General features: G+C 69.6%; 15 protein-coding genes, 2 pseudogenes and 1 riboswitch. Of the genes and pseudogenes, 7 read left to right on the top strand and 10 right to left on the bottom strand.

Annotated features, from left to right (window positions below; all coding sequences use genetic code 11):
• Positions 1 to 64: 64 nt before the first annotated feature.
• The 5 genes from BWR60_RS31405 to BWR60_RS31385 form a co-directional block, all read right to left on the bottom strand.
• Positions 65 to 1,513 carry a sugar porter family MFS transporter gene (locus BWR60_RS31405; RefSeq protein WP_088156471.1) on the bottom strand — a complete coding sequence of 483 codons (1,449 nt, stop codon included), beginning with the start codon at positions 1,511 to 1,513 and terminating at the stop codon, positions 65 to 67.
• Between the two features lie 107 nt (positions 1,514 to 1,620).
• Positions 1,621 to 2,457, bottom strand: coding sequence for a 23S rRNA (adenine(2030)-N(6))-methyltransferase RlmJ (locus BWR60_RS31400; protein ID WP_088156469.1), 837 nt, complete (start codon positions 2,455 to 2,457; stop codon positions 1,621 to 1,623).
• A complete protein-coding gene (locus tag BWR60_RS31395) occupies positions 2,454 to 3,362 on the bottom strand; it encodes a class I SAM-dependent DNA methyltransferase (RefSeq protein ID WP_088156467.1) in 909 nt (302 codons plus the stop codon). Before BWR60_RS31395 ends, BWR60_RS31400 begins: the two co-directional genes overlap by 4 nt.
• A gap of 93 nt (positions 3,363 to 3,455) precedes the next feature.
• The gene (locus BWR60_RS31390) at positions 3,456 to 3,962 is read right to left on the bottom strand and encodes a CHAP domain-containing protein (protein WP_088156465.1); all 507 of its coding nucleotides are present in this window, start codon (positions 3,960 to 3,962) and stop codon (positions 3,456 to 3,458) included.
• Between the two features lie 136 nt (positions 3,963 to 4,098).
• On the bottom strand, positions 4,099 to 4,641 hold the full coding sequence (locus tag BWR60_RS31385; protein ID WP_088156463.1) for a hypothetical protein: 543 nt from the start codon (positions 4,639 to 4,641) through the stop codon (positions 4,099 to 4,101).
• Positions 4,642 to 4,740: 99 nt separating this feature from the next.
• Positions 4,741 to 4,856: riboswitch (TPP riboswitch) on the top strand.
• A 68-nt stretch (positions 4,857 to 4,924) separates the two neighbouring features.
• Here BWR60_RS31385 and thiC point away from each other — a divergent pair.
• From thiC to BWR60_RS31370, 3 genes are all read left to right on the top strand, one after another.
• Positions 4,925 to 6,730 carry a phosphomethylpyrimidine synthase ThiC gene (gene thiC / locus BWR60_RS31380; protein WP_088156461.1) on the top strand — a complete coding sequence of 602 codons (1,806 nt, stop codon included), beginning with the start codon at positions 4,925 to 4,927 and terminating at the stop codon, positions 6,728 to 6,730.
• A gap of 165 nt (positions 6,731 to 6,895) precedes the next feature.
• Positions 6,896 to 7,792, top strand: coding sequence for a phytanoyl-CoA dioxygenase family protein (locus BWR60_RS31375; RefSeq protein ID WP_088156459.1), 897 nt, complete (start codon positions 6,896 to 6,898; stop codon positions 7,790 to 7,792).
• Between the two features lie 157 nt (positions 7,793 to 7,949).
• Positions 7,950 to 9,233 (top strand): lipopolysaccharide biosynthesis protein, encoded by a 1,284-nt coding sequence (locus tag BWR60_RS31370; RefSeq protein ID WP_088156457.1) that lies wholly within the window; start codon positions 7,950 to 7,952, stop codon positions 9,231 to 9,233.
• Here BWR60_RS31370 and BWR60_RS31365 read toward each other — a convergent pair.
• From BWR60_RS31365 to thrC, 4 genes are all read right to left on the bottom strand, one after another.
• The gene (locus BWR60_RS31365) at positions 9,230 to 9,700 is read right to left on the bottom strand and encodes a MarR family winged helix-turn-helix transcriptional regulator (RefSeq protein ID WP_081991322.1); all 471 of its coding nucleotides are present in this window, start codon (positions 9,698 to 9,700) and stop codon (positions 9,230 to 9,232) included. The genes BWR60_RS31370 and BWR60_RS31365 overlap by 4 nt on opposite strands.
• 67 nt (positions 9,701 to 9,767) lie before the next feature.
• Entirely contained in the window at positions 9,768 to 10,364 is a 597-nt protein-coding gene (locus tag BWR60_RS31360) for a GNAT family N-acetyltransferase (protein WP_088156455.1), read from the bottom strand.
• A 20-nt stretch (positions 10,365 to 10,384) separates the two neighbouring features.
• Entirely contained in the window at positions 10,385 to 11,641 is a 1,257-nt protein-coding gene (locus BWR60_RS31355; RefSeq protein ID WP_088156453.1) for a M16 family metallopeptidase, read from the bottom strand.
• Entirely contained in the window at positions 11,641 to 13,047 is a 1,407-nt protein-coding gene (gene thrC, locus BWR60_RS31350; RefSeq protein WP_088156451.1) for a threonine synthase, read from the bottom strand. Before thrC ends, BWR60_RS31355 begins: the two co-directional genes overlap by 1 nt.
• Before the next feature lie 586 nt (positions 13,048 to 13,633).
• On the opposite strand from thrC, the gene BWR60_RS31345 reads away from it, so the two are divergent.
• The 4 genes and pseudogenes from BWR60_RS31345 to BWR60_RS31330 form a co-directional block, all read left to right on the top strand.
• Positions 13,634 to 15,193 (top strand): ABC transporter substrate-binding protein, encoded by a 1,560-nt coding sequence (locus tag BWR60_RS31345; protein ID WP_218823763.1) that lies wholly within the window; start codon positions 13,634 to 13,636, stop codon positions 15,191 to 15,193.
• 70 nt (positions 15,194 to 15,263) lie between these two features.
• Positions 15,264 to 16,232 carry an ABC transporter permease gene (locus BWR60_RS31340; protein ID WP_088156447.1) on the top strand — a complete coding sequence of 323 codons (969 nt, stop codon included), beginning with the start codon at positions 15,264 to 15,266 and terminating at the stop codon, positions 16,230 to 16,232.
• Between the two features lie 4 nt (positions 16,233 to 16,236).
• The gene (locus tag BWR60_RS31335) at positions 16,237 to 17,139 is read left to right on the top strand and encodes an ABC transporter permease (protein WP_230983240.1); all 903 of its coding nucleotides are present in this window, start codon (positions 16,237 to 16,239) and stop codon (positions 17,137 to 17,139) included.
• 5 nt (positions 17,140 to 17,144) lie between these two features.
• Positions 17,145 to 18,023: pseudogene (locus tag BWR60_RS31330) on the top strand (ABC transporter ATP-binding protein); the annotation flags it as partial.
• A 110-nt stretch (positions 18,024 to 18,133) separates the two neighbouring features.
• Here the strand turns inward: BWR60_RS31330 and BWR60_RS38425 are convergent.
• A pseudogene (locus BWR60_RS38425) lies at positions 18,134 to 18,196 on the bottom strand (hypothetical protein); the annotation flags it as partial.
• Positions 18,197 to 18,199 lie beyond the last annotated feature (3 nt).

The raw sequence follows: 18,199 nt of genomic DNA, 5'->3' as shown, positions 1-18,199 counted from the left end.
CAGGGAACGGGGCGGGGCCGCCCGCGGTTCCCCCCGCCTCGTTCCGCGCCGCCCCGCCGCCGGGCTACTCCATCTCCTCCAGCTCGCGCCCCCGGGTTTCCCGCACCGCGCGGGCGACGAACAGCAGGGACAGCAGCGCCATCACCGCATAGATGCCGTAGGCGAGGCCGAGGCCGGCCGAGGCCAGGGACGGGAAGGTCTCCGACACCACGAAATTGGCCACCCATTGCGCCGCCGCGGCGACGGCCAGGGCATAGGCCCGGATGCGGTTGCTGAACATCTCGCCCAGCAGCACCCAGACCACCGGCCCCCAGCTGACCCCGAAGAACACGACATAGAGGTTGGCGGCGGCAACCGCGATCACGCCGGCCGTGCCGCCCAGCACCGGGGTCATGGCGCCGTTCACCATCTCGGTCGGGGCGGTGCCGAAGATATAGGCCATGGTGCCCAGGGTCAGGGTCATGCCGGCCGACCCCACCAGCAGCAGCGGCTTGCGCCCGACCTTGTCGATCAGGGCGATGGCCACCAGCGTGACCAGGATGTTGGTGACCGAGGTGGCGACCGTGATGATCAGCGAGTCCGCCTCGGTGAACCCGACCGCCTGCCACAGCACCGAGGAGTAGTAGAAGATCACGTTGATGCCGACGAACTGCTGGAACACCGACAGCAGGATGCCGGTCCAGACGATCGGCAGCAGGCCGAGGCTGGAACCGGCCAGGTCGGCCAGCGACTGCCGCTTCTCCTGGTCGATGCTGCTCTCGATCTCGGCGATCTTGATCCGCGGTGGCGGCCGGTTGCCGACGAAGCGCCGCAGCACCTCCACCGCCTCGGCGATGCGCTTCTTGCTGACCAGGTAGCGCGGCGATTCCGGGATGATGCCGGCCAGCACGCCGTAGATCACCGACGGCACCGCCATCGAGATGAACATCCAGCGCCAGGCCTCCAGCCCCAGCCACAGCGTGTTGCCGGCGCCGCCGGCCGCGGCGGCCAGCGTGTAGTCGCACAGCAGGGCGACGAAGATGCCGATGACGATGGCCAGCTGCTGCAGCGAGCCCAGGCGCCCGCGGATATGGGCCGGCGACACCTCGGCGATATAGGCCGGGGCGATGACGCTGGCGGCGCCCACCGCCACGCCGCCGACGAAGCGCAGCACGGTCAGCGCCCAGATGTCCCAGGCCAGGCCGGAGCCGACGGAGCCGATCAGGAAGATCACGGCGGCGAGCTGCATCACCGCGATTCGGCCGTATCTGTCCGCCACCGGCCCGGCGAACCAGGCGCCGACGGCGGAGCCGAGCAGGGCGCTGGCCACGGAGAAGCCGAGCAGCACGTCGCCGGCCCCGGACCATTCGCGGATCGCGGCCACGGCGCCGTTGATCACCGAGGTGTCATAGCCGAACAGGAAGCCGCCCATGGCGGCCGACAGCGCGATCAGGAAGGTCTTGCCGACGACGGAGCCCCCGTCGCCGGAAGACGCCGGGGCGCCGCGCTCGGGGGATCGGTCTGCTGTCGACATGGCCCGTCTCCGGATTGGTCTCCTCAGGACTGTGAACCTGTCGACAGGCGATTCCTATCCCGCGAAAGGGGAAGTCTCCGCGGCGAAATCGGCATGGATCGGGGAGGTCACCCCGGCAGCGGCTCCAGCCGCCAGGCGCCGCCCTGGCGGGCCAGGCGGGGCTGCAGCCAGGCCAGGGCCTCGCGCAGCGCCTCCTCGACGCCCCAGGGCAGGTTCGCCAGCACCAGGCCGCTGCCGTTGAGCCGGGCCGGGAACAGCGTGTCGAACACGGTCAGCTCCGCCGTCCAGGCGCGGGGCAGGGGCGGCAGCGCCGCCAGCATGGCGTCGACCGGCGGCCGGTCCTTGATCGGGTACCAGGCGGCGATCACGCCCTCCGGCCAGCGGCGATGGACGGTGGCGACGCCGCGGGCCAGCCGCGCCAGCTCGTCCGGCTGCTCGAAGGACGGGTCCAGCAGCAGCAGGCCGCGGCGCGGCTGCGGCGGCAGCAGGCCGCGCAGCGCCTCCCAGGAATCACGGTGGTGGATCGCCACCTGCTCGTCGCCGGCGAATTCGGCGCGCAGCCTGGCGTTGTCCTCGGGATGCAGCTCGACCAGGGTCAGCCGGTCCTCCGGCCGCATCAGCGCCCGGATCAGCCGCGGCGACCCGGGATAGATCTCCAGCCGGCCGGACGGGTTGAAGGCGCGCACCAGCTCGAGATAGCGCGCCACCGCGGCCGGGGCGAGGGCCTCGGCCCCGGTCTCGCGCTCGATCCGGGCGATGCCGTCGACATATTCGCCGGTCTTGGACGCCTCGGCGGCCAGGGTGTAGCGGCCGATGCCGGCATGCAGGTCCAGCACGGCGAAGGGCTTGTCCTTGCCGCGCAACGCCTCCAGCAGCGCCACCAGCACCACATGCTTCAGGACGTCGGCCTGGTTGCCGGCATGGAAGGCGTGGCGATAGTTCATGCCGCCCGCAGCACCGCCACCCAGCCGGGCAGCGGCATCTTGTTCTCGGTCCGGGTCCAGGCGGATTCGAGGTCGACGACGACGAAACCGGCCGTGGCCGCGGCGTCGCGCAGATAGGCGGCGGAATGCTGGTAGCGGTGATGGTCGCCCAGGCGCCAGCCGGTGCCGTCGGCGCCGTCCTGCGCCTCCAGCGTCAGGGCGAACAGCCCGCCGGGCCGCAGCACCCGCCGCGTCGCGGCGAACAGCGGCGCCAGGTCGCCAATATAGACCGCGACATCGGCCGCCAGGGCCAGGTCGTAGCGCTCCGGCCACTCCGCCAGGGAGGCGACGATCTCGCCCGGCTCCAGCCGGTCATACAGCCGCCGCGCCATGGCCTGCAGGATCATGCCCGGCGACAGGTCTATGCCGTCCAGCCGTCGGTGCCGGTCGGCGAAGGCGATGCCGGCCAGGCCGGTGCCGCAGCCGAGGTCGAGGATGTCGAGGCTGCCTTGCGGCACCGCCCGGTCGACGGCCTGGCGCAGCAGCTCCGGCCCGCGATAGCGCAGGGCCTGAACCAGCGCCGTGTCGAAGCGCGGGGCGTACTGGTCGAACAGGGTGCGGACATGCGCCTCCGGCAGCTGCGGCGGCACCGGCGCGGCGCCGATCAGCGCCAGCCGCACCGCGGCGCCCATCCGGTCGTCGGGATCCAGCTCCAGCGCCGCGCGATACGCCGCCGCGGCGTCGCCGCCCGCCGCCTCCAGCGCCTGGCCCAGGGCGTAATGGATCTCGACCTCCCCCGGGTCGATCTCGATGGCGGCGCGGATGGCGTCGGCGGCCTCGGCCGGCTGGCCGTCCGCGAGCAGGGCAAGGCCGATCTCCAGGCGCCGGCGCGCCCGTGGATCCGGGATGGGAAGGGGGAGGGTCATGGTCTGGCGTCCACTGCGCCGCGGCCGTGCCGCAGTCGCGCGCGGGCTTATAGCCGAAGCGCTGCCTCGGCGTCGAGAGGGTCCCGATGGGTCTCAGGCGTTGGTCGGATAGATGAAGCCGTCGGCCTCGTAGACGCCGCCATAGGCGTTGGTGTCGGGGTTCCAGAACCTGACCGCGGTCCAGTCATTGTCGCTTGAGACGTCGACCACCGACTGCTCGCGGTAGATCCGCCGCCGGGTCGGTCCGTCATTGCCCCAGTTGGTGTGCGACACGGTGATTTCGCGCGAGTTGCGCACCGCCACCACAACCGAGACATGGCCGGCACTCAGCCGGTCCGACTGGCCCAGCACCAGCACGGCGCCGGAACGCGGCGTGCTGCCCTTGCCATAGACCCCGTCGGCCTGGTCCCACCAGGTCCAGGCATCGCCCTTGATCTGGATGCCGGAGACGGAGCGGGCATAGGGCACGCACTCCTCCGGCGCGTTGGCGGTGACGTAGCGGGCGACGCCGCTGCCGGCCGGATTGCGCACGATCTCGCGCCCGCCGCCACAGGCGGCCAGGGCCAGCGCGATCGACAGCACCCAGGCACGCCGCAGCATCCGTCGCCCTCAACCGATAAGTCAGAAAACCACCCCAATTGGTTGCAATGTAGATATTTTTAGGATTCTGGTCAAGATCGAGGCGAGGCGGCTGTCATCGCCTCCGATACCAGGGCGTTGCGACCAGGTCGGAGCGTCAGAGCTTGTAGACCTCAAACGGAAGGTCCTGGAACGTGGCCTGAAGAGAGCACAGCGTGTCTTCATGTCCCCGGAAGAGAGCGACGGGCTTGATGGTCCGGCCCTCCTTGAAGATCGAGACCGAGAGCGTGTAGGCCATGCCGCCATGCTCGAGCCAGACGTACCAGACCTTTCGTGGAGACAGGCCCGGGTGGGGCCGGGTCTCCACCGAGAAGCCGCGGATGAAGCGGCGCCAGGCCAGCGGCTTTCCGGGTTCGACGGAATCGGTGACCTGCCATTTGGCATCACGCGGCGCGATGATATCCGGCAACTCTATACGCAGACGGTCCGTCGGCACCTCCGGGTCGAGGGCCGCCGCGATGCTGCGCCAGATCGGCTCGGGCATAGCCTCTAGCGAGTCGAAGCGCTGGACCTTGGCACCATCATCCTGCGGCGGGCAGCTGACCTCCGGGCTTTGATAGGAAGGCCCGGCCCAGGCAGGCAACACGACCAGCGCGGCAAGGAACGCACCCACCGGACCGCTCTTCACACCCATCCGCATCCGAGATCTCCCCGCATCACCCTGCGTCGATCATGACATGCGGACTACGAGCGGCGTACTGCCCCGCTTGACATCCCGTCCCAAGGCGCGGTCTGATCGGGGCGTTCCGAGGGGAGCTCCGGTAGGGAGCTGAGACACCACACCATTCGCGACGTGGGAACCCTTCGAACCTGATCCGGGTCGTGCCGGCGTAGGGAATGGAACCACATGCGCGCTCAGCCGCTCTCTTTCCAGCTTTCCGTCCTTGGCACGCCCTCAATCCGTCCGATCGAGGAGGCCGTGGATGCCCAAGGACGTCATCCCCACAACCGTCACCACCGGCCCGCTGCCGGCGTCGCGCAAGGTCCATGTGCCGGGCGAGCGCCATGCCGACCTGCGCGTCGCCATGCGCGAGATCGTGCTGTCACCGGAATCCGGCGAGCCGCCGCTCCGGGTCTATGACGCCTCCGGCCCCTACACCGACCCGGCGGCGCTGATCGACATCGGTGCCGGCCTGCCGCCGCTGCGCGCCGGCTGGATCGCCGCCCGCGGCGATGTCGAGGCCTATGACGGCCGCGCCGTGCGGCCGGAGGATGACGGCCGCCGCCCCGGCGAGGCGGCGAACCTGTTCGAGTTCCCGCGCGGCGACCGGCGGGCGCTGCGGGCCCGCGGTGGCATCGCGGTGACCCAGATGGCCTATGCCCGGGCCGGCATCGTCACGCCGGAGATGGAGTATGTCGCCATCCGCGAGAATCTCGGCCGCGAGCAGGCGCGGGAGCAGGCGGCGCGCGACGGCGAGAGCTTCGGCGCCGCGATCCCGGATTACGTGACCCCGGAATTCGTCCGCGACGAGGTGGCCCGCGGCCGGGCGATCATCCCGTCCAACATCAACCACCCGGAATCCGAGCCGATGGCGATCGGCCGCAACTTCCTGGTCAAGATCAACGCCAATATCGGCAACTCGGCCGTCACCTCCTCGATCGCGGAGGAGGTCGAGAAGATGGTGTGGGCGATCCGCTGGGGCGGCGACACGGTGATGGACCTGTCGACCGGCCGCAACATCCACACCACCCGGGAGTGGATCCTGCGCAACTCGCCGGTGCCGATCGGCACCGTGCCGATCTACCAGGCGCTGGAGAAGGTCGGCGGCGTGGCCGAGGACCTGACCTGGGAGATCTTCCGCGACACGCTGATCGAGCAGGCGGAGCAGGGGGTGGACTACTTCACCATCCATGCCGGGGTGCGGCTGCCCTACATCCCGCTGACGGCAAAGCGGGTCACCGGCATCGTCAGCCGCGGCGGCTCGATCATGGCCAAGTGGTGCCTGGCGCATCACCGCGAGAGCTTCCTCTACACCCATTTCCGCGAGATCTGCGCGATCATGCGGGCCTATGACGTCGCGTTCTCGCTGGGCGACGGGCTGCGGCCCGGGTCGATCGCCGACGCCAATGACGCGGCCCAGTTCGCCGAGCTGGAGACGCTGGGCGAGCTGACCAGGATCGCCTGGGAGCACGATGTCCAGGTCATGATCGAAGGCCCCGGCCACGTGCCGATGCACAAGATCAAGGCCAATATGGACAAGCAGCTGGAAGTCTGCGGCGAGGCGCCCTTCTACACGCTCGGGCCCCTCACCACAGACATCGCGCCGGGCTATGACCACATCACCTCCGGCATCGGTGCCGCGATGATCGGCTGGTTCGGCACCGCCATGCTCTGCTACGTCACGCCGAAGGAGCATCTCGGGCTGCCGGACCGCGACGACGTCAAGACCGGCGTCGTCACCTACAAGATCGCGGCCCACGCGGCCGACCTGGCCAAGGGCCATCCGGCGGCGCAGGCCCGCGACGACGCTTTGTCCCGCGCCCGCTTCGAGTTCCGCTGGCGCGACCAGTTCCACCTGTCGCTCGACCCCGACACGGCGCTGGCCTATCACGACGAGACGCTGCCGGCGGAAGGCGCCAAGACGGCGCATTTCTGCTCGATGTGCGGCCCGAAATTCTGCTCGATGAAGATCACGCAGGAGATCCGAGCCTCGGCCGAGGCAGGGATGGAGGAGATGGCGGCGCGGTTCCGCGACGGCGGCAGCCAGATCTACCGCGCGGCGGAGTGACCGGCACCGGCGGGCCGGCACGCGCCGAGATGAAAATGATTCTTGGTGCGCGCCGAGACCCCCGGTATAGGACTCGCAGCGGAATTTGACCGCTGATGGCCCGGGACGGGCGGACTCGCCGCGTCCCGGGCCGTCGTCGACAGCGCTCGGCGCGGGGAGATTTTGATGGCAGCCCTTTCCGAACATGCGACCAAGGCCGGGCTGATGACCCGGTTCCTGCTGCAGCGCCGGTTCCGACGCGTCGCCTGGCGGGATTGGGTGGCGGACCGGATCGCCGGCCGGGTCGGGCGCGGGCCGGTCTCCGGCTCGCCCGAGGCCACGGGCGCCGCCTCGGCCCTCGCATCGGACGGCTTCGCCATGACGCCCTGGCTGATGACGCCGGAGCGGGTGGCGGACATGCGGCGCCACTTCGCCGGCCATCCCTCCTTCAACCCCTACAAGCCGGAGCACGGCACCTTCCAGGCGCCGGAGCAGGCGCCGAAGGGCACGCATATCGCCCATTTCCGGCCGGATGTGGTGCTGAACGCGCCGCATGCCCTCGCCATCGCCAACGACCCGGCGGTGCTGGAGGCGGCGCAGGCCGCCCTCGGCTGCAAGCCGACGATCAGCTACATGGCCGCCTGGTGGTCGATCGCCGGGGACGAGGAGGGGCAGCATGCCGAGCTGTTCCACCGCGACTATGACGACTGGCGGTTCCTCAAGCTGTTCGTCTATCTCACCGATGTCGATGCCGGGGCCGGGCCGCACATCTATGTCCGCGGCTCGCACCGCGAGGACCGGCTGATGCCGATCCGGCGCTATTCCGACGCCGAGGTCGAGGACGCCTTCGGGGCCGAGCGCTTCGTCCGGTTCGAGGGGCCCGCCGGCACCAGCTTCCTGGAGAACACCTTCGGCCTGCATCGCGGCCAGCCGGCCCGGACATCCGCGCGGCTGATCTTCCAGGTGATGTATGCCCAGGGCCCGATCCTGTACGGCCCGCTGCGCCCGATGGTCGAGGCCGGCCGGGTGGCCCAGGGCCTGGCGCTCGACCCATACATCAACCGCGTCTACCTCCGGGCTTGAGCTCCACAGTGCTTTTGCAACCTGTGGCCGTATCGTCATGGCGAGCCCCGAAGGGGCGTGGCCATCCAGCGGCGCCGGCCTCTGGATCGCCACGGCGCTGCGCGCCTCGCGATGACGGTTTTGGAATTGGAATGAGCCGCTCCTTACGGGATCTGCTGTGGCGTTCACCATGAATCTCGCCCGGGCCAGGGCGGTCGGCGGGCGGGCGGCGCTGTTCCTGCTGGCTTTCGCCCTCGGCAAGGGCTCGGCTTTCTTCGGGCCGCTGCTGCTGTCGCAGGTCATGAGCATCCAGGACTACGGCACGGCCGAGCTCGGCCTCAGCGTCGGCGTGGTCGGGGCGCAGATCCTCAGCCTCGGCATTCCGGGCGCGATCCCGCAGCTGGTCCTGATCCGCAAGGAGGACCACGTCCTCGACCTGCTGTTCTTCGTCACCGCCTCGATCGGCCTGCTCGGCCTGGGCTTCGCCGCGGTCGTGTATTCCCTTTCCGGCCCGCTGCTCTACGTCTTCGCCGGGATCGCCGTCGCCGGCGGCGGGGCGCAGCTTGCGTCCAGTGTCTACTACCGCTCGATGGGGCGCCGCTTCGGCATCCTGGTCGCCGACAACCTGTCGCTCTACGCCTTCCTGATCGTCGGCGGGCTGATCTTCCTCGCCCTGGGGCATGTGCCGCTCCGGGCGATCATCATCGGCTGCGGCATTGTGGCGGCCGGCCTCACCGTCTTCGCCCTGGCCGGCCTGGCGCGCACCATCCGGCCCCGCTTCCTCACCGCCCATGTCGACGCCCGCAAGATGGGCTTCTTCATGATGGTGAACTCGCTGGTCTATTTCGCCATCGTCAGCAGCTCGCGCCTCCTGGTCGGCTTCTTCCTCTCGGTCGAGGCGGTCTCGGTCTACTCCGTCTGCCTCCGCGTCTCGGCGGCGATCTTCCTGGTCCACCAGCTTATCACCACCGCCTATTTCAAGAAGCTGTACGAGGCCTCGGCCGACTGGTTCGACCGCTACTACCTGAAGCTGCTGGCGATCACCATGGTGGGCGCCGCGGCGATCCTCGCGGGCTTCGAGCTGTTCGGCGACAGGCTGCTGCCGGGCTGGACCGCCTACTTCCCCGAGATGTCGCGGGTGCTGCCCATCGTCTGCATGCAGACGATCTGGTGGGTGTCGCTGGCCCAGGTCGAGATGCAGATCAACCGCGCGCTGATCTCGCGCCAGGCGACGATGTGGCTGCTGGCCTGCGCGGCACTGATGCTGGTCGTCCTGGCGGCGCTGCATGCGGTGGGCCTGCTGACCCTGGCGATCGCGGCGCTGGTCTTCGCCTGCACGCTGTTCCTGGCGCTGCACGCGCAGCTGGCGCTGCTGTGGCGGCACGGGGTGCAGCTGCCGCGGATGCGGATCGCGCTGTTCGTGCCGCTGGTCTTCCTGATCCCGGCCTGGCTCCTGAATTAAGGCTCGCGCTTGGCGCCGCTGGCCCAGAGGCGGCGCAGCTGCTCGACGAAGCCCTGGCTCTCCTGCAGCGCGCCGAAGAACTGGGCGTCGGCCTCGCGCACCCGCGGCATGGCGGCGTTCAGCACCTCCGCCCCCTTGGCGGTGACCCGCAGCTGCCGGGCGCGGCTGTCGGTCGGATGCGGCGCCCGGGCGATGAAGCCGCCGGCTTCCAGCGACCGCACCACCTGGCTGGTCATCATCGCGTCGGTCTTGCAGAAGGCGGCCAGCCGGGCCTGGGTGACGTCGTTCTCCTTGCGGCTCAGCCAGGCCAGGCCGGCCAGCAGGACGAACTGCACATGGGTCAGGCCCAGGGGCTCCAGCGTCGAACGCTGCAGCCGCTGCCACTGATTGGCGACCTGCCACAGCAGGAAGCCGGGGCTGTTCTCGGGGCGCAGGGTGCGCGAGAGGGTGTCCCAGTCCAATGCCACGTGCCGCGTTCCGCCGTAAATTTTGCCTGACCCTAGGCGCGCAGAAGAACGGCATCAAGCCGCATGGTCACGGCCCGCCGTGGAACTCGGTGTCGACCAGCCCGAACAGCAAGTGATCCCGCCAGTCTCCGTCGATCTTGAGATAGGCGCGGGCATGGCCTTCATGGGTGAATCCGAGGCGCAGCAGCAGCCTCTGGCTGGCCTCGTTGTGCGGCAGGCAGGCCGCCTCGATTCGGTGCAGGCCAAGCTGGTTGAAGCCGAAGGCCACCGCCGCCGCGGTCGCGTCGGTCATCAGGCCCTTCCGGGCGAAGCGCTCGCCGATCCAGTAGCCGATCGAGGCCGACTGGGCCACGCCGCGCCGGACGTTGGAGAAGCCGATGCCGCCGATCAGCTGCCGGCTGTCGCGCTCGAAGATCAGGAAGCCGTAGCCCTCGTCCTGCCGCCATTCGTAGATCTGGCGGCGCAGCCGGCGCAGATAGGCGGCGCGGCTCAGCGCGTCCTCGGGCCAGGTCGGCTCCCACGGCGTCAGGAAGTCGCGGCTCTCGCCGCGCAGCGCCACCCAGGGCCGCCAGTCGCGCAGCCGCGGCGGGCGCAGAAAGGTCCGCCGGCCCTCGATGCGGACCGGCGGAAGGGTGCCGAGACCCGTTCGGAAAAAGCCGATCACCGCCGCCCCGCTCAACGCCGTCAGCCGATGCGGGCGCGGATGGCGTCGTAGCCCTCGAGCTGGCCGACCGGCCCGAGCGCCGCCAGGGTGGGGGCGGTGCGGAACACGCGCTCGGCAACCCGGCGCACAGCGGCGGCATCGACCGCGTCGATCTTCGCCACCACCTCCTCCGGCGGCACCGGGCGGCCGAAGATCAGCATCTGCTGGCCCAGCTGCTCGGCCCGCGCCATGGTCGATTCCAGGCTCATCAGCAGGCCGGCCTTGATCTGCGCCCGGGCGCGGGCGGTCTCGTCCTCCGCCGCGTCGCCGATCACCCGGCCGATCTCGCCGCACAGCACCGGCACCAGCTCGCGCGCCTCGCTTTCGCCGGTGCCGGCATAGATGCCGAACAGCCCGCCATCCTGATAGGCGCTGGTGAAGGAGTAGATCGAGTAGACCAGGCCGCGCTTCTCGCGGATCTCCTGGAACAGGCGCGAGGACATGCCGCCGCCCAGCAGGGTCGACAGCACCGAGCCGGCGTAGAAGTCCGGATCGTCATAGGACAGGCCTGGGAAGCCCAGCACCAGGTGCAACTGCTCCAGGTCCCGCTCCTCGCGGTGCTCGCCGCCGCGATAGGTGGCGGGGGCGGTGCGCGCCTCGGCCTTGGCCGGCAGGCCGCTGAACAGCCGCTCGGCCTGCTCCGTCAGCCGGTCGTGGTCGATCTTGCCGGAGGCGACCAGCACCATGGTGTCGGCGCCGTAGTTGCGGCCGATATAGCCGGCGATCGCCTCGCGCGGCATCGACCCGACGATGTCGGCCGTGCCCAGCACCGGCCAGCCGATCGGCTGGTCCGGATAGGCCGCTTCCTGGAACTGGTCGAAGATGATGTCGTCCGGCGTGTCGATCGCCTGGCCGATCTCCTGCAGCACCACGGCGCGCTCGCGCCCCAGCTCGGTCTCGTCGAACACCGAGTTCTGCAGGATGTCGCCGAGGATATCGAGCGCCAGCGGCGCATCCTCCTTCAGTATGCGTGCGTAATAGGCCGTGTTCTCGCGGCTGGTGTAGGCGTTCAGGTGGCCGCCCACCGCCTCGATCTCCTGGGCGATGTCCTGGGCGCTGCGCCGGCGTGTGCCCTTGAAGGCCATGTGCTCCAGCAGATGGGCGACGCCGTTGACCTCGGCGGTCTCGTGCCGGGTGCCGGCACCGACCCACAGGCCGACGCAGGCGCTCTCCACGGTCTCGATCGGGTCGGTGACGACGCGCAGGCCGTTCGACAGGGTGCTCTCGCGGGTCGGCATCAGGCCGGCCCTCCATTGGTGCGGGCTTCGCGGACGAAGGCTTCGACCGCGCCGATCTCGTTCGGCAGCACGGTCAGCCGCTCCTCGCGGTCGAACAGGTCGGCCATGTGCGGCGGCAGCGGCGGGCGCCAGCCGGTGGCGCGCTCGACCGCGTCCGGGAACTTGGCGGGATGGGCGGTGGCGGCCACCACCATCGGGATGCCGGGGCCGGCCGGATGGGCGCGGGCCGCGGCCAGGCCGCAGGCAGTGTGCGGGTCGATGGTCTGGCCGGTCGCGGCGCGGGTCTCGGCGATCACCGCGAGCGTGGCCTCGTCGTCCAGCTTGTGGCTGGCGAACAGCTCGGTCGCCGCCCGGTGCATCGCCGGGGTCACGCTGAACCGGCCGGTGCCGCGGAACTCCGCCATCAGCGCGCTCAGCCGGTCGGCGTCGCGGCCGCACAGCTCGAACAGCAGCCGCTCGAAGTTCGACGAGATCTGGATGTCCATCGACGGGCTCAGCGTTGGCACCACCCCGTCCATCTTCATCTCGCCCGACTTGAAGAAGCGGTCGAGGATGTCGTTGCGGTTCGACCCGACCACCAGCTTCGCGATCGGCAGGCCCATCTTGCGCGCGGCATAGGCGGCGAAGACGTTGCCGAAATTGCCGGTCGGCACGGCGAAGGTCATCGGCCGGTCGGGCGCGCCCAGCGCCAGGGATGCCGCGGCGTAGTAGACGATCTGGGCCATGATCCGGGCCCAGTTGATCGAGTTCACCGCCGACAGGTGCATCTCGTCGCGGAACGGGGCGTCGGCAAACATCGCCTTCACCAGGTCCTGGCAGTCGTCGAAGCTGCCCTTCAGCGCGACGTTGCGGACATTGGCCGCCTTGACCGTCGTCATCTGCCGGCGCTGCACCTCGGAGGTGCGGCCCTCGGGATGCAGGATGACGATGTCGATGGCGGCGCGGTCGCGGCAGGCCTCGATCGCGGCGGAGCCAGTATCGCCCGAGGTGGCGCCGACGATCATCACCCGCTCGCCGCGCTTGGTCAGCACATGGTCGAACAGGCGGCCCAGCAGCTGCAGGGCGTAGTCCTTGAAGGCGATGGTCGGGCCGTGGAACAGCTCCAGCAGCCACAGCTCGTGGTCGATCTGGACCAGCGGCGCCACGGCGGGGTGGTCGAAGGCGGCATAGGTCTCGGCGGCCAGCGCCGCCAGCTCCGCCCGGGTCAGCGACCCTTCGACGAAGGGCAGCATCACCTCGGTCGCCAGCTCGGCATAGGGCAGGCCGCGCAGGCGCCGCCATTCATCGGCCGACCGGGTGGGCCAGGTCTCGGGCAGGTACAGCCCGCCGTCGCGGGCCAGGCCGGCCAGAAGCACGTCATCGAAAGCAAGGGCGGGGGCTTGCCCCCGGGTGCTGATATAGCGCACCGCGCGGTTCTCCAGGACAGAAGCGGCGTACCCTAGAGCGCGATCCGCGCGGAGGGAAGCGGATCCGCTTCTCCCCAGTCTTGAATCGCGCTCCCACGCTCGCACCGGCCGGATTCAGCCATGAAACGGCCCGGCACGCGACCCCCTTTTCCGCTCGGGCGCTGCGGCCGATCCGCCGGACGGCACGCCGATGGCACGGCGGTTGCTTCTCCGGTGCGGGAAGAGGGGATGAGGATTGGAATCCGATGCTGTCGCGCGACCGGAATCGGCGATGACGGGGGCAACTGCCCAGCAAACAGGCGGCGGCGATGCCGCATCGCAGCATAGCAACAGCCTCGACCCGGAGCAAAAGTCGGGCAATCATCCCCACGGGGAGGCAATCAAACCGCGTCGGGCGGGAGCAGCACATCGTGGCCGCGCCCGGCCGCGCCCTCGAACCCCATGGACCTGGCCGGATGGCGCAAGCCGACCGGTTTCCTGCAACCAAGATCCAGACGAGGCACCGATGGCGGATGTGAGACAGCGAGGCAGATCCCGGGCCCAGGCCGTGCCCGCGCCTTTGCGATGGGCAGCGACGGGATTGCTGGTGGGGGCTGCCCTCCTGGCGACCGCGGCGGCGGCGCGGGCGGAGAACACCTTCCGCTTCGCCTTCCAGGGCAACCTGAACACGCTCGACAGCTACCAGTACAACGAGACCTTCACCACCGCGACGATGAGCAACGTCTATGAGGGGCTCACCCGGCGCGACAAGGAGATGAAGATCATCCCGGCCCTGGCCACCGGCTGGGAGGTGACGGATGACGGGCTGAAATGGCGCGTCCATCTGCGCCCTGGCGTGAAGTTCGCCAATGGCGACCCGTTCACCGCCGACGACGTGCTGTACTCGCTCGACCGGCTGCGCGCCCCGGGCTCGGACATCAAGGGCCGGGTGCCGTCGGACATGAAGGCGGCGAAGGTCGACGACGTCACGGTCGACTTCATCCTGACCAAGCCCAACCCGCTCTTGAACGCGACCTGGGATTCCTGGCCGATCTTTGACAAGAAGTGGTCGGAGGCGAACAACGCGGTGGCGCCGTCCTCCACCGCCGACAAGAACCCCGGCTACGCCGTGCTGCACGCCAACGGCACCGGCCCCTACATGGTCGAGAGCCATGAGATCGGGGTGAAGACGGTGTTCGTGCGCAACCCGAACTGGTGGGGCAAGCCCGAGGGCAACATCGACCGGATCGAGTTCACGCCGATCGCCTCCTCCGCCACCCGCGTCGCCGCGCTGCTGTCCGGCCAGGTCGACTGGGTCGATCCCGTGCCGGTGCAGGACCAGGACCGCGTCTCTGGCAACGCCGACACCGCGCTGCTGACCGCGCCGGAGCTGCGCACCATTTTCCTCGGCCTGGACCAGGCCCGCGACGAGCTCCTCTACTCCAACATCAAGGGCAAGAACCCGTTCAAGGACCAGAAGGTGCGGCTGGCGCTGTACCAGGCGATCAATGAGGACGCGATCACCCAGCGCATCATGCGCGGCCAGGCGACGCCGTCGGCGCTGATGATCTCGCCGGCGCTGTTCGACCGGGCCGGCGAGTTCAAGCGCCATCCCTATGACCCCGAGGCGTCGAAGAAGCTGCTGGCCGAGGCGGGGTATCCGGACGGATTCGAGGTCACGCTCGACTGCCCGAACGACCGCTACGTCAATGACGAGGCGATCTGCCAGGCGGTGGTGTCGATGCTGGCCCGGGTCGGGGTCAAGGTGACGCTGAACGCCCAGCCGCGCGCCAAGCACTTCACCCAGATCGGCGAGGCCGGCGGCCACAGCACCAGCTTCTACCTGCTGGGCTGGACCCCGGACGGCTATGATTCGCTCAGCGTCTTCAACAATCTGGTGCGCTGCCGGGCGCCGGGCGTCTCGGTCTCGAACGATGGCGGCTACTGCAACCCGAAGGTCGACGCCCTGGTCGACGCCTTCTCGGTCGAGGGCGACAAGGCCAAGCGCGACGGGCTGATCGCCCAGGCCTACGACATCCTGCTGAACCAGGATGTCGGCTACCTGCCGCTGCACCAGCAGGCGCTGTCCTGGGGCGTGTCGAAGAAGTTCACCGTGGTCCAGCGGCCGGACAACTGGCTGATCTTCGACTGGATCAAGAAGAACTGACCACCCGCCGGGCGGCGCCCTTCGGGTCGCCGCCCGCCCTTTTCATCGGCAGCAACCACAGCGGGGTGCGATGCTGGCCTTCATCCTGACGCGCGTGGCGCAGGCGATCCTGGTGATGCTGGTGGTGGCGCTCCTCGCCTTCACCATGTTCCGCTTCGTCGGCGACCCGATCAACCAGATGGTCGGGCAGGAGACCACGGAGGCGGAGCGCGAGGCGCTGCGCGAGAGCTTGGGGCTGAACGACCCGGTGGTGGTGCAGTTCGTCCGCTATGTCGGCCATGCCGCGCGGTTCGACTTCGGCAACTCCTACCAGTTCAAGCAGCCGGTCTCGGACCTGATCGGCGAGCGCGCGCCGGCGACGCTGGAGCTGTCGCTGACCTCGGCCCTGCTGGCGCTGCTGATCGGCATGCCGATGGGCGTGTTCACCGGCCTCTACCCGCAGCGCTGGCTGTCCCGGCTGTTCCTCGGCGGCTCGCTGGTCGGGGTGTCGCTGCCGACCTTCCTGATCGGCATCCTCTTGATCTTCATCTTCTCGGTCGAGCTCGGCTGGCTGCCCTCCTTCGGCCGCGGCGACGTGGTGCGGCTGGGCTGGTGGAGCACCGGGTTCCTGACCCTGTCCGGCCTGCGCTCGCTGATCTTGCCGGCGATCACGCTCGGGCTGTTCCAGATGACCCTGATCATGCGGCTGGTGCGCGGCGAGATGCTGGAGGTGATGCGCACCGATTTCATCCGCTTCGCCCGCGCCCGCGGCCTGACCGACCGGGCGATCCATTTCGGCCACGCGCTGAAGAACACGCTGATCCCGGTCATCACCATCACCGGCCTTCAGCTCGGCTCGATCATCGCCTTCGCCATCATCACCGAGCAGGTGTTCCAGTGGCCGGGCATGGGCCTCTTGTTCATCCAGGCGGTGGCCAATGTCGACATCCCGATCATGGCCGCCTACCTGCTGCTCAGCTCTTTCATCTTCGTCACCATCAACCTGGTGGTCGACGTGCTCTATGCCGCGGTCGACCCGCGCATCCGCGTGGGGGCGTGAGCCGATGCGACGCCTGCTCGACAGCGACCTCGCCTGGCGCTTCCGCCGCTCGCCGATCGCCATCGCGGCCCTGCTGGTCACCCTCCTGATGCTCGCGGGGGCGGTGCTGGCGCCGCTGATCGCGCCGCAGGATCCGTTCGACCCCGCCAATCTCGACCTGATGAACTCGCTGATCCCGCCGGCCTTCGAGGCGCAGGGCGACCCGCAATTCCTGCTCGGCACCGACGACCAGGGGCGCGACCTGTTCTCGGCCATCCTGTACGGCACGCGGATCTCGCTCTTCGTCGGCTTCGCCGGCGTGGCCCTGGCGATGCTGATCGGCGTCACCCTCGGCCTCGTCGCCGGCTATCGCGGCGGCTGGGTCGGGGCGGTGATCATGCGCGTCGCCGACGTCCAGCTGACCTTCCCGGCGATCCTGATCGCGCTGCTGATCAACGGCATCGCCCTGGCGCTGGTCGGCAAGGGCGGCGGCACCGACCTGCAGATCGGCGTCATCGTCGTCGCCATCGGCCTGTCCTACTGGGTGCAGTACGCCCGCACCGTGCGCGGCTCCACTTTGGTCGAATCGAAGAAGGAATACGTCCAGGCCGCCCGGCTGATCGGCCTGTCGGACTGGACCATTATGTTCCGCCACGTGCTGCCGAACGTGACCGGGCCGGTGCTGGTGATCGCCACCATCAACCTGGCGCTGGCGATCATCACCGAGGCGACCCTGTCCTTCCTCGGCGTCGGGGTGCCGTCGACCTCGCCCTCGCTGGGCACGCTGATCAACATCGGCAACCGCTTCCTGTTCTCCGGCGAGTGGTGGATCACGATCTTCCCCGGCGTCGCCCTGGCGGTGCTGGCGCTGTCGGTCAACCTGCTGGGCGACTGGCTGCGCGACGCCCTCAACCCGAAGCTGCGGTGAGGGGCATGCCAGAGACTGAAACGACGACAACCCTCAGCGTCCGCGACCTCAAGGTCCAGTTCCGCACCCGCCGCGGCCTGCTGACCGCGATCGACGGCGTGTCCTTCGACATCGCGCCGGGCGAGGTGCTGGGCGTGGTCGGCGAATCCGGCGCCGGCAAGTCGATCACCGGCACCGCCGTGATCGGGCTGATCGACCCGCCCGGCCGCATCGCCGGCGGCGAGATCCGGCTCAAGGGCGAGCGCATCGACAACCTGCGGCCCGAGGCGATGCGGCGGATCCGCGGCCGGCGCATCGGCATGATCTTCCAGGACCCGCTGACCAGCCTCAACCCGCTCTACACCGTCGGCCGGCAGCTGACCGAGACCATCACCACCCATCTGCCGCTCGGCCGCGACGCGGCGCGGCGCAAGGCCATCGCGCTCTTGGAGGAGGTCGGCATCCCGGCCGCGGCGGCGCGGATCGACAGCTATCCGCATGAGTTCTCCGGCGGCATGCGCCAGCGCGTGGTCATCGCGCTCGCTTTGGCGGCGGAGCCGGAGTTGGTGATCGCCGACGAGCCGACCACGGCGCTGGACGTCTCGGTCCAGGCCCAGGTGATCGCGGTGCTGAAGCGGCTGTGCCGGGAGCGCGGCACGGCGGTGATGCTGATCACCCACGACATGGGCGTGATCGCCGAGACCGCCGACCGGGTGGCGGTGATGTATGCCGGGCGGATCGCCGAGATCGGGCCGGTGCGCACCGTGATCCGGCAGCCGCACCACCCGTACACGGTGGGGCTGATGGGCTCGATCCCCACGGTCGAGACGGATGCGGACCGACTGCAGCAGATCCCGGGATCCATGCCGCGGCTGGACGCGATCCCCCCCGGCTGCGCCTTCAACCCGCGCTGCGGCGCCGCCTTTGACCGCTGCCGGCGCGACCGGCCGGATCTGATGGCGGCGCCGCAGCGCGGGTTGAAGGCGCAGCCGGGGGGGATCGCGTCCAGCCGCGGCATGGATCCCGGGATCTGCTGCAGTCGGTCCGCATCCGTCTCGACCGTGGGGATCGAGCCCATCAG

The organism is Inquilinus limosus (genome assembly GCF_002195995.1).
Classification (GTDB): domain Bacteria; phylum Pseudomonadota; class Alphaproteobacteria; order DSM-16000; family Inquilinaceae; genus Inquilinus; species Inquilinus limosus_C.
The sequence above is the reverse complement of the archived record's forward strand: the minus strand, read 5'-3'. Positions and strand labels throughout refer to the sequence as shown.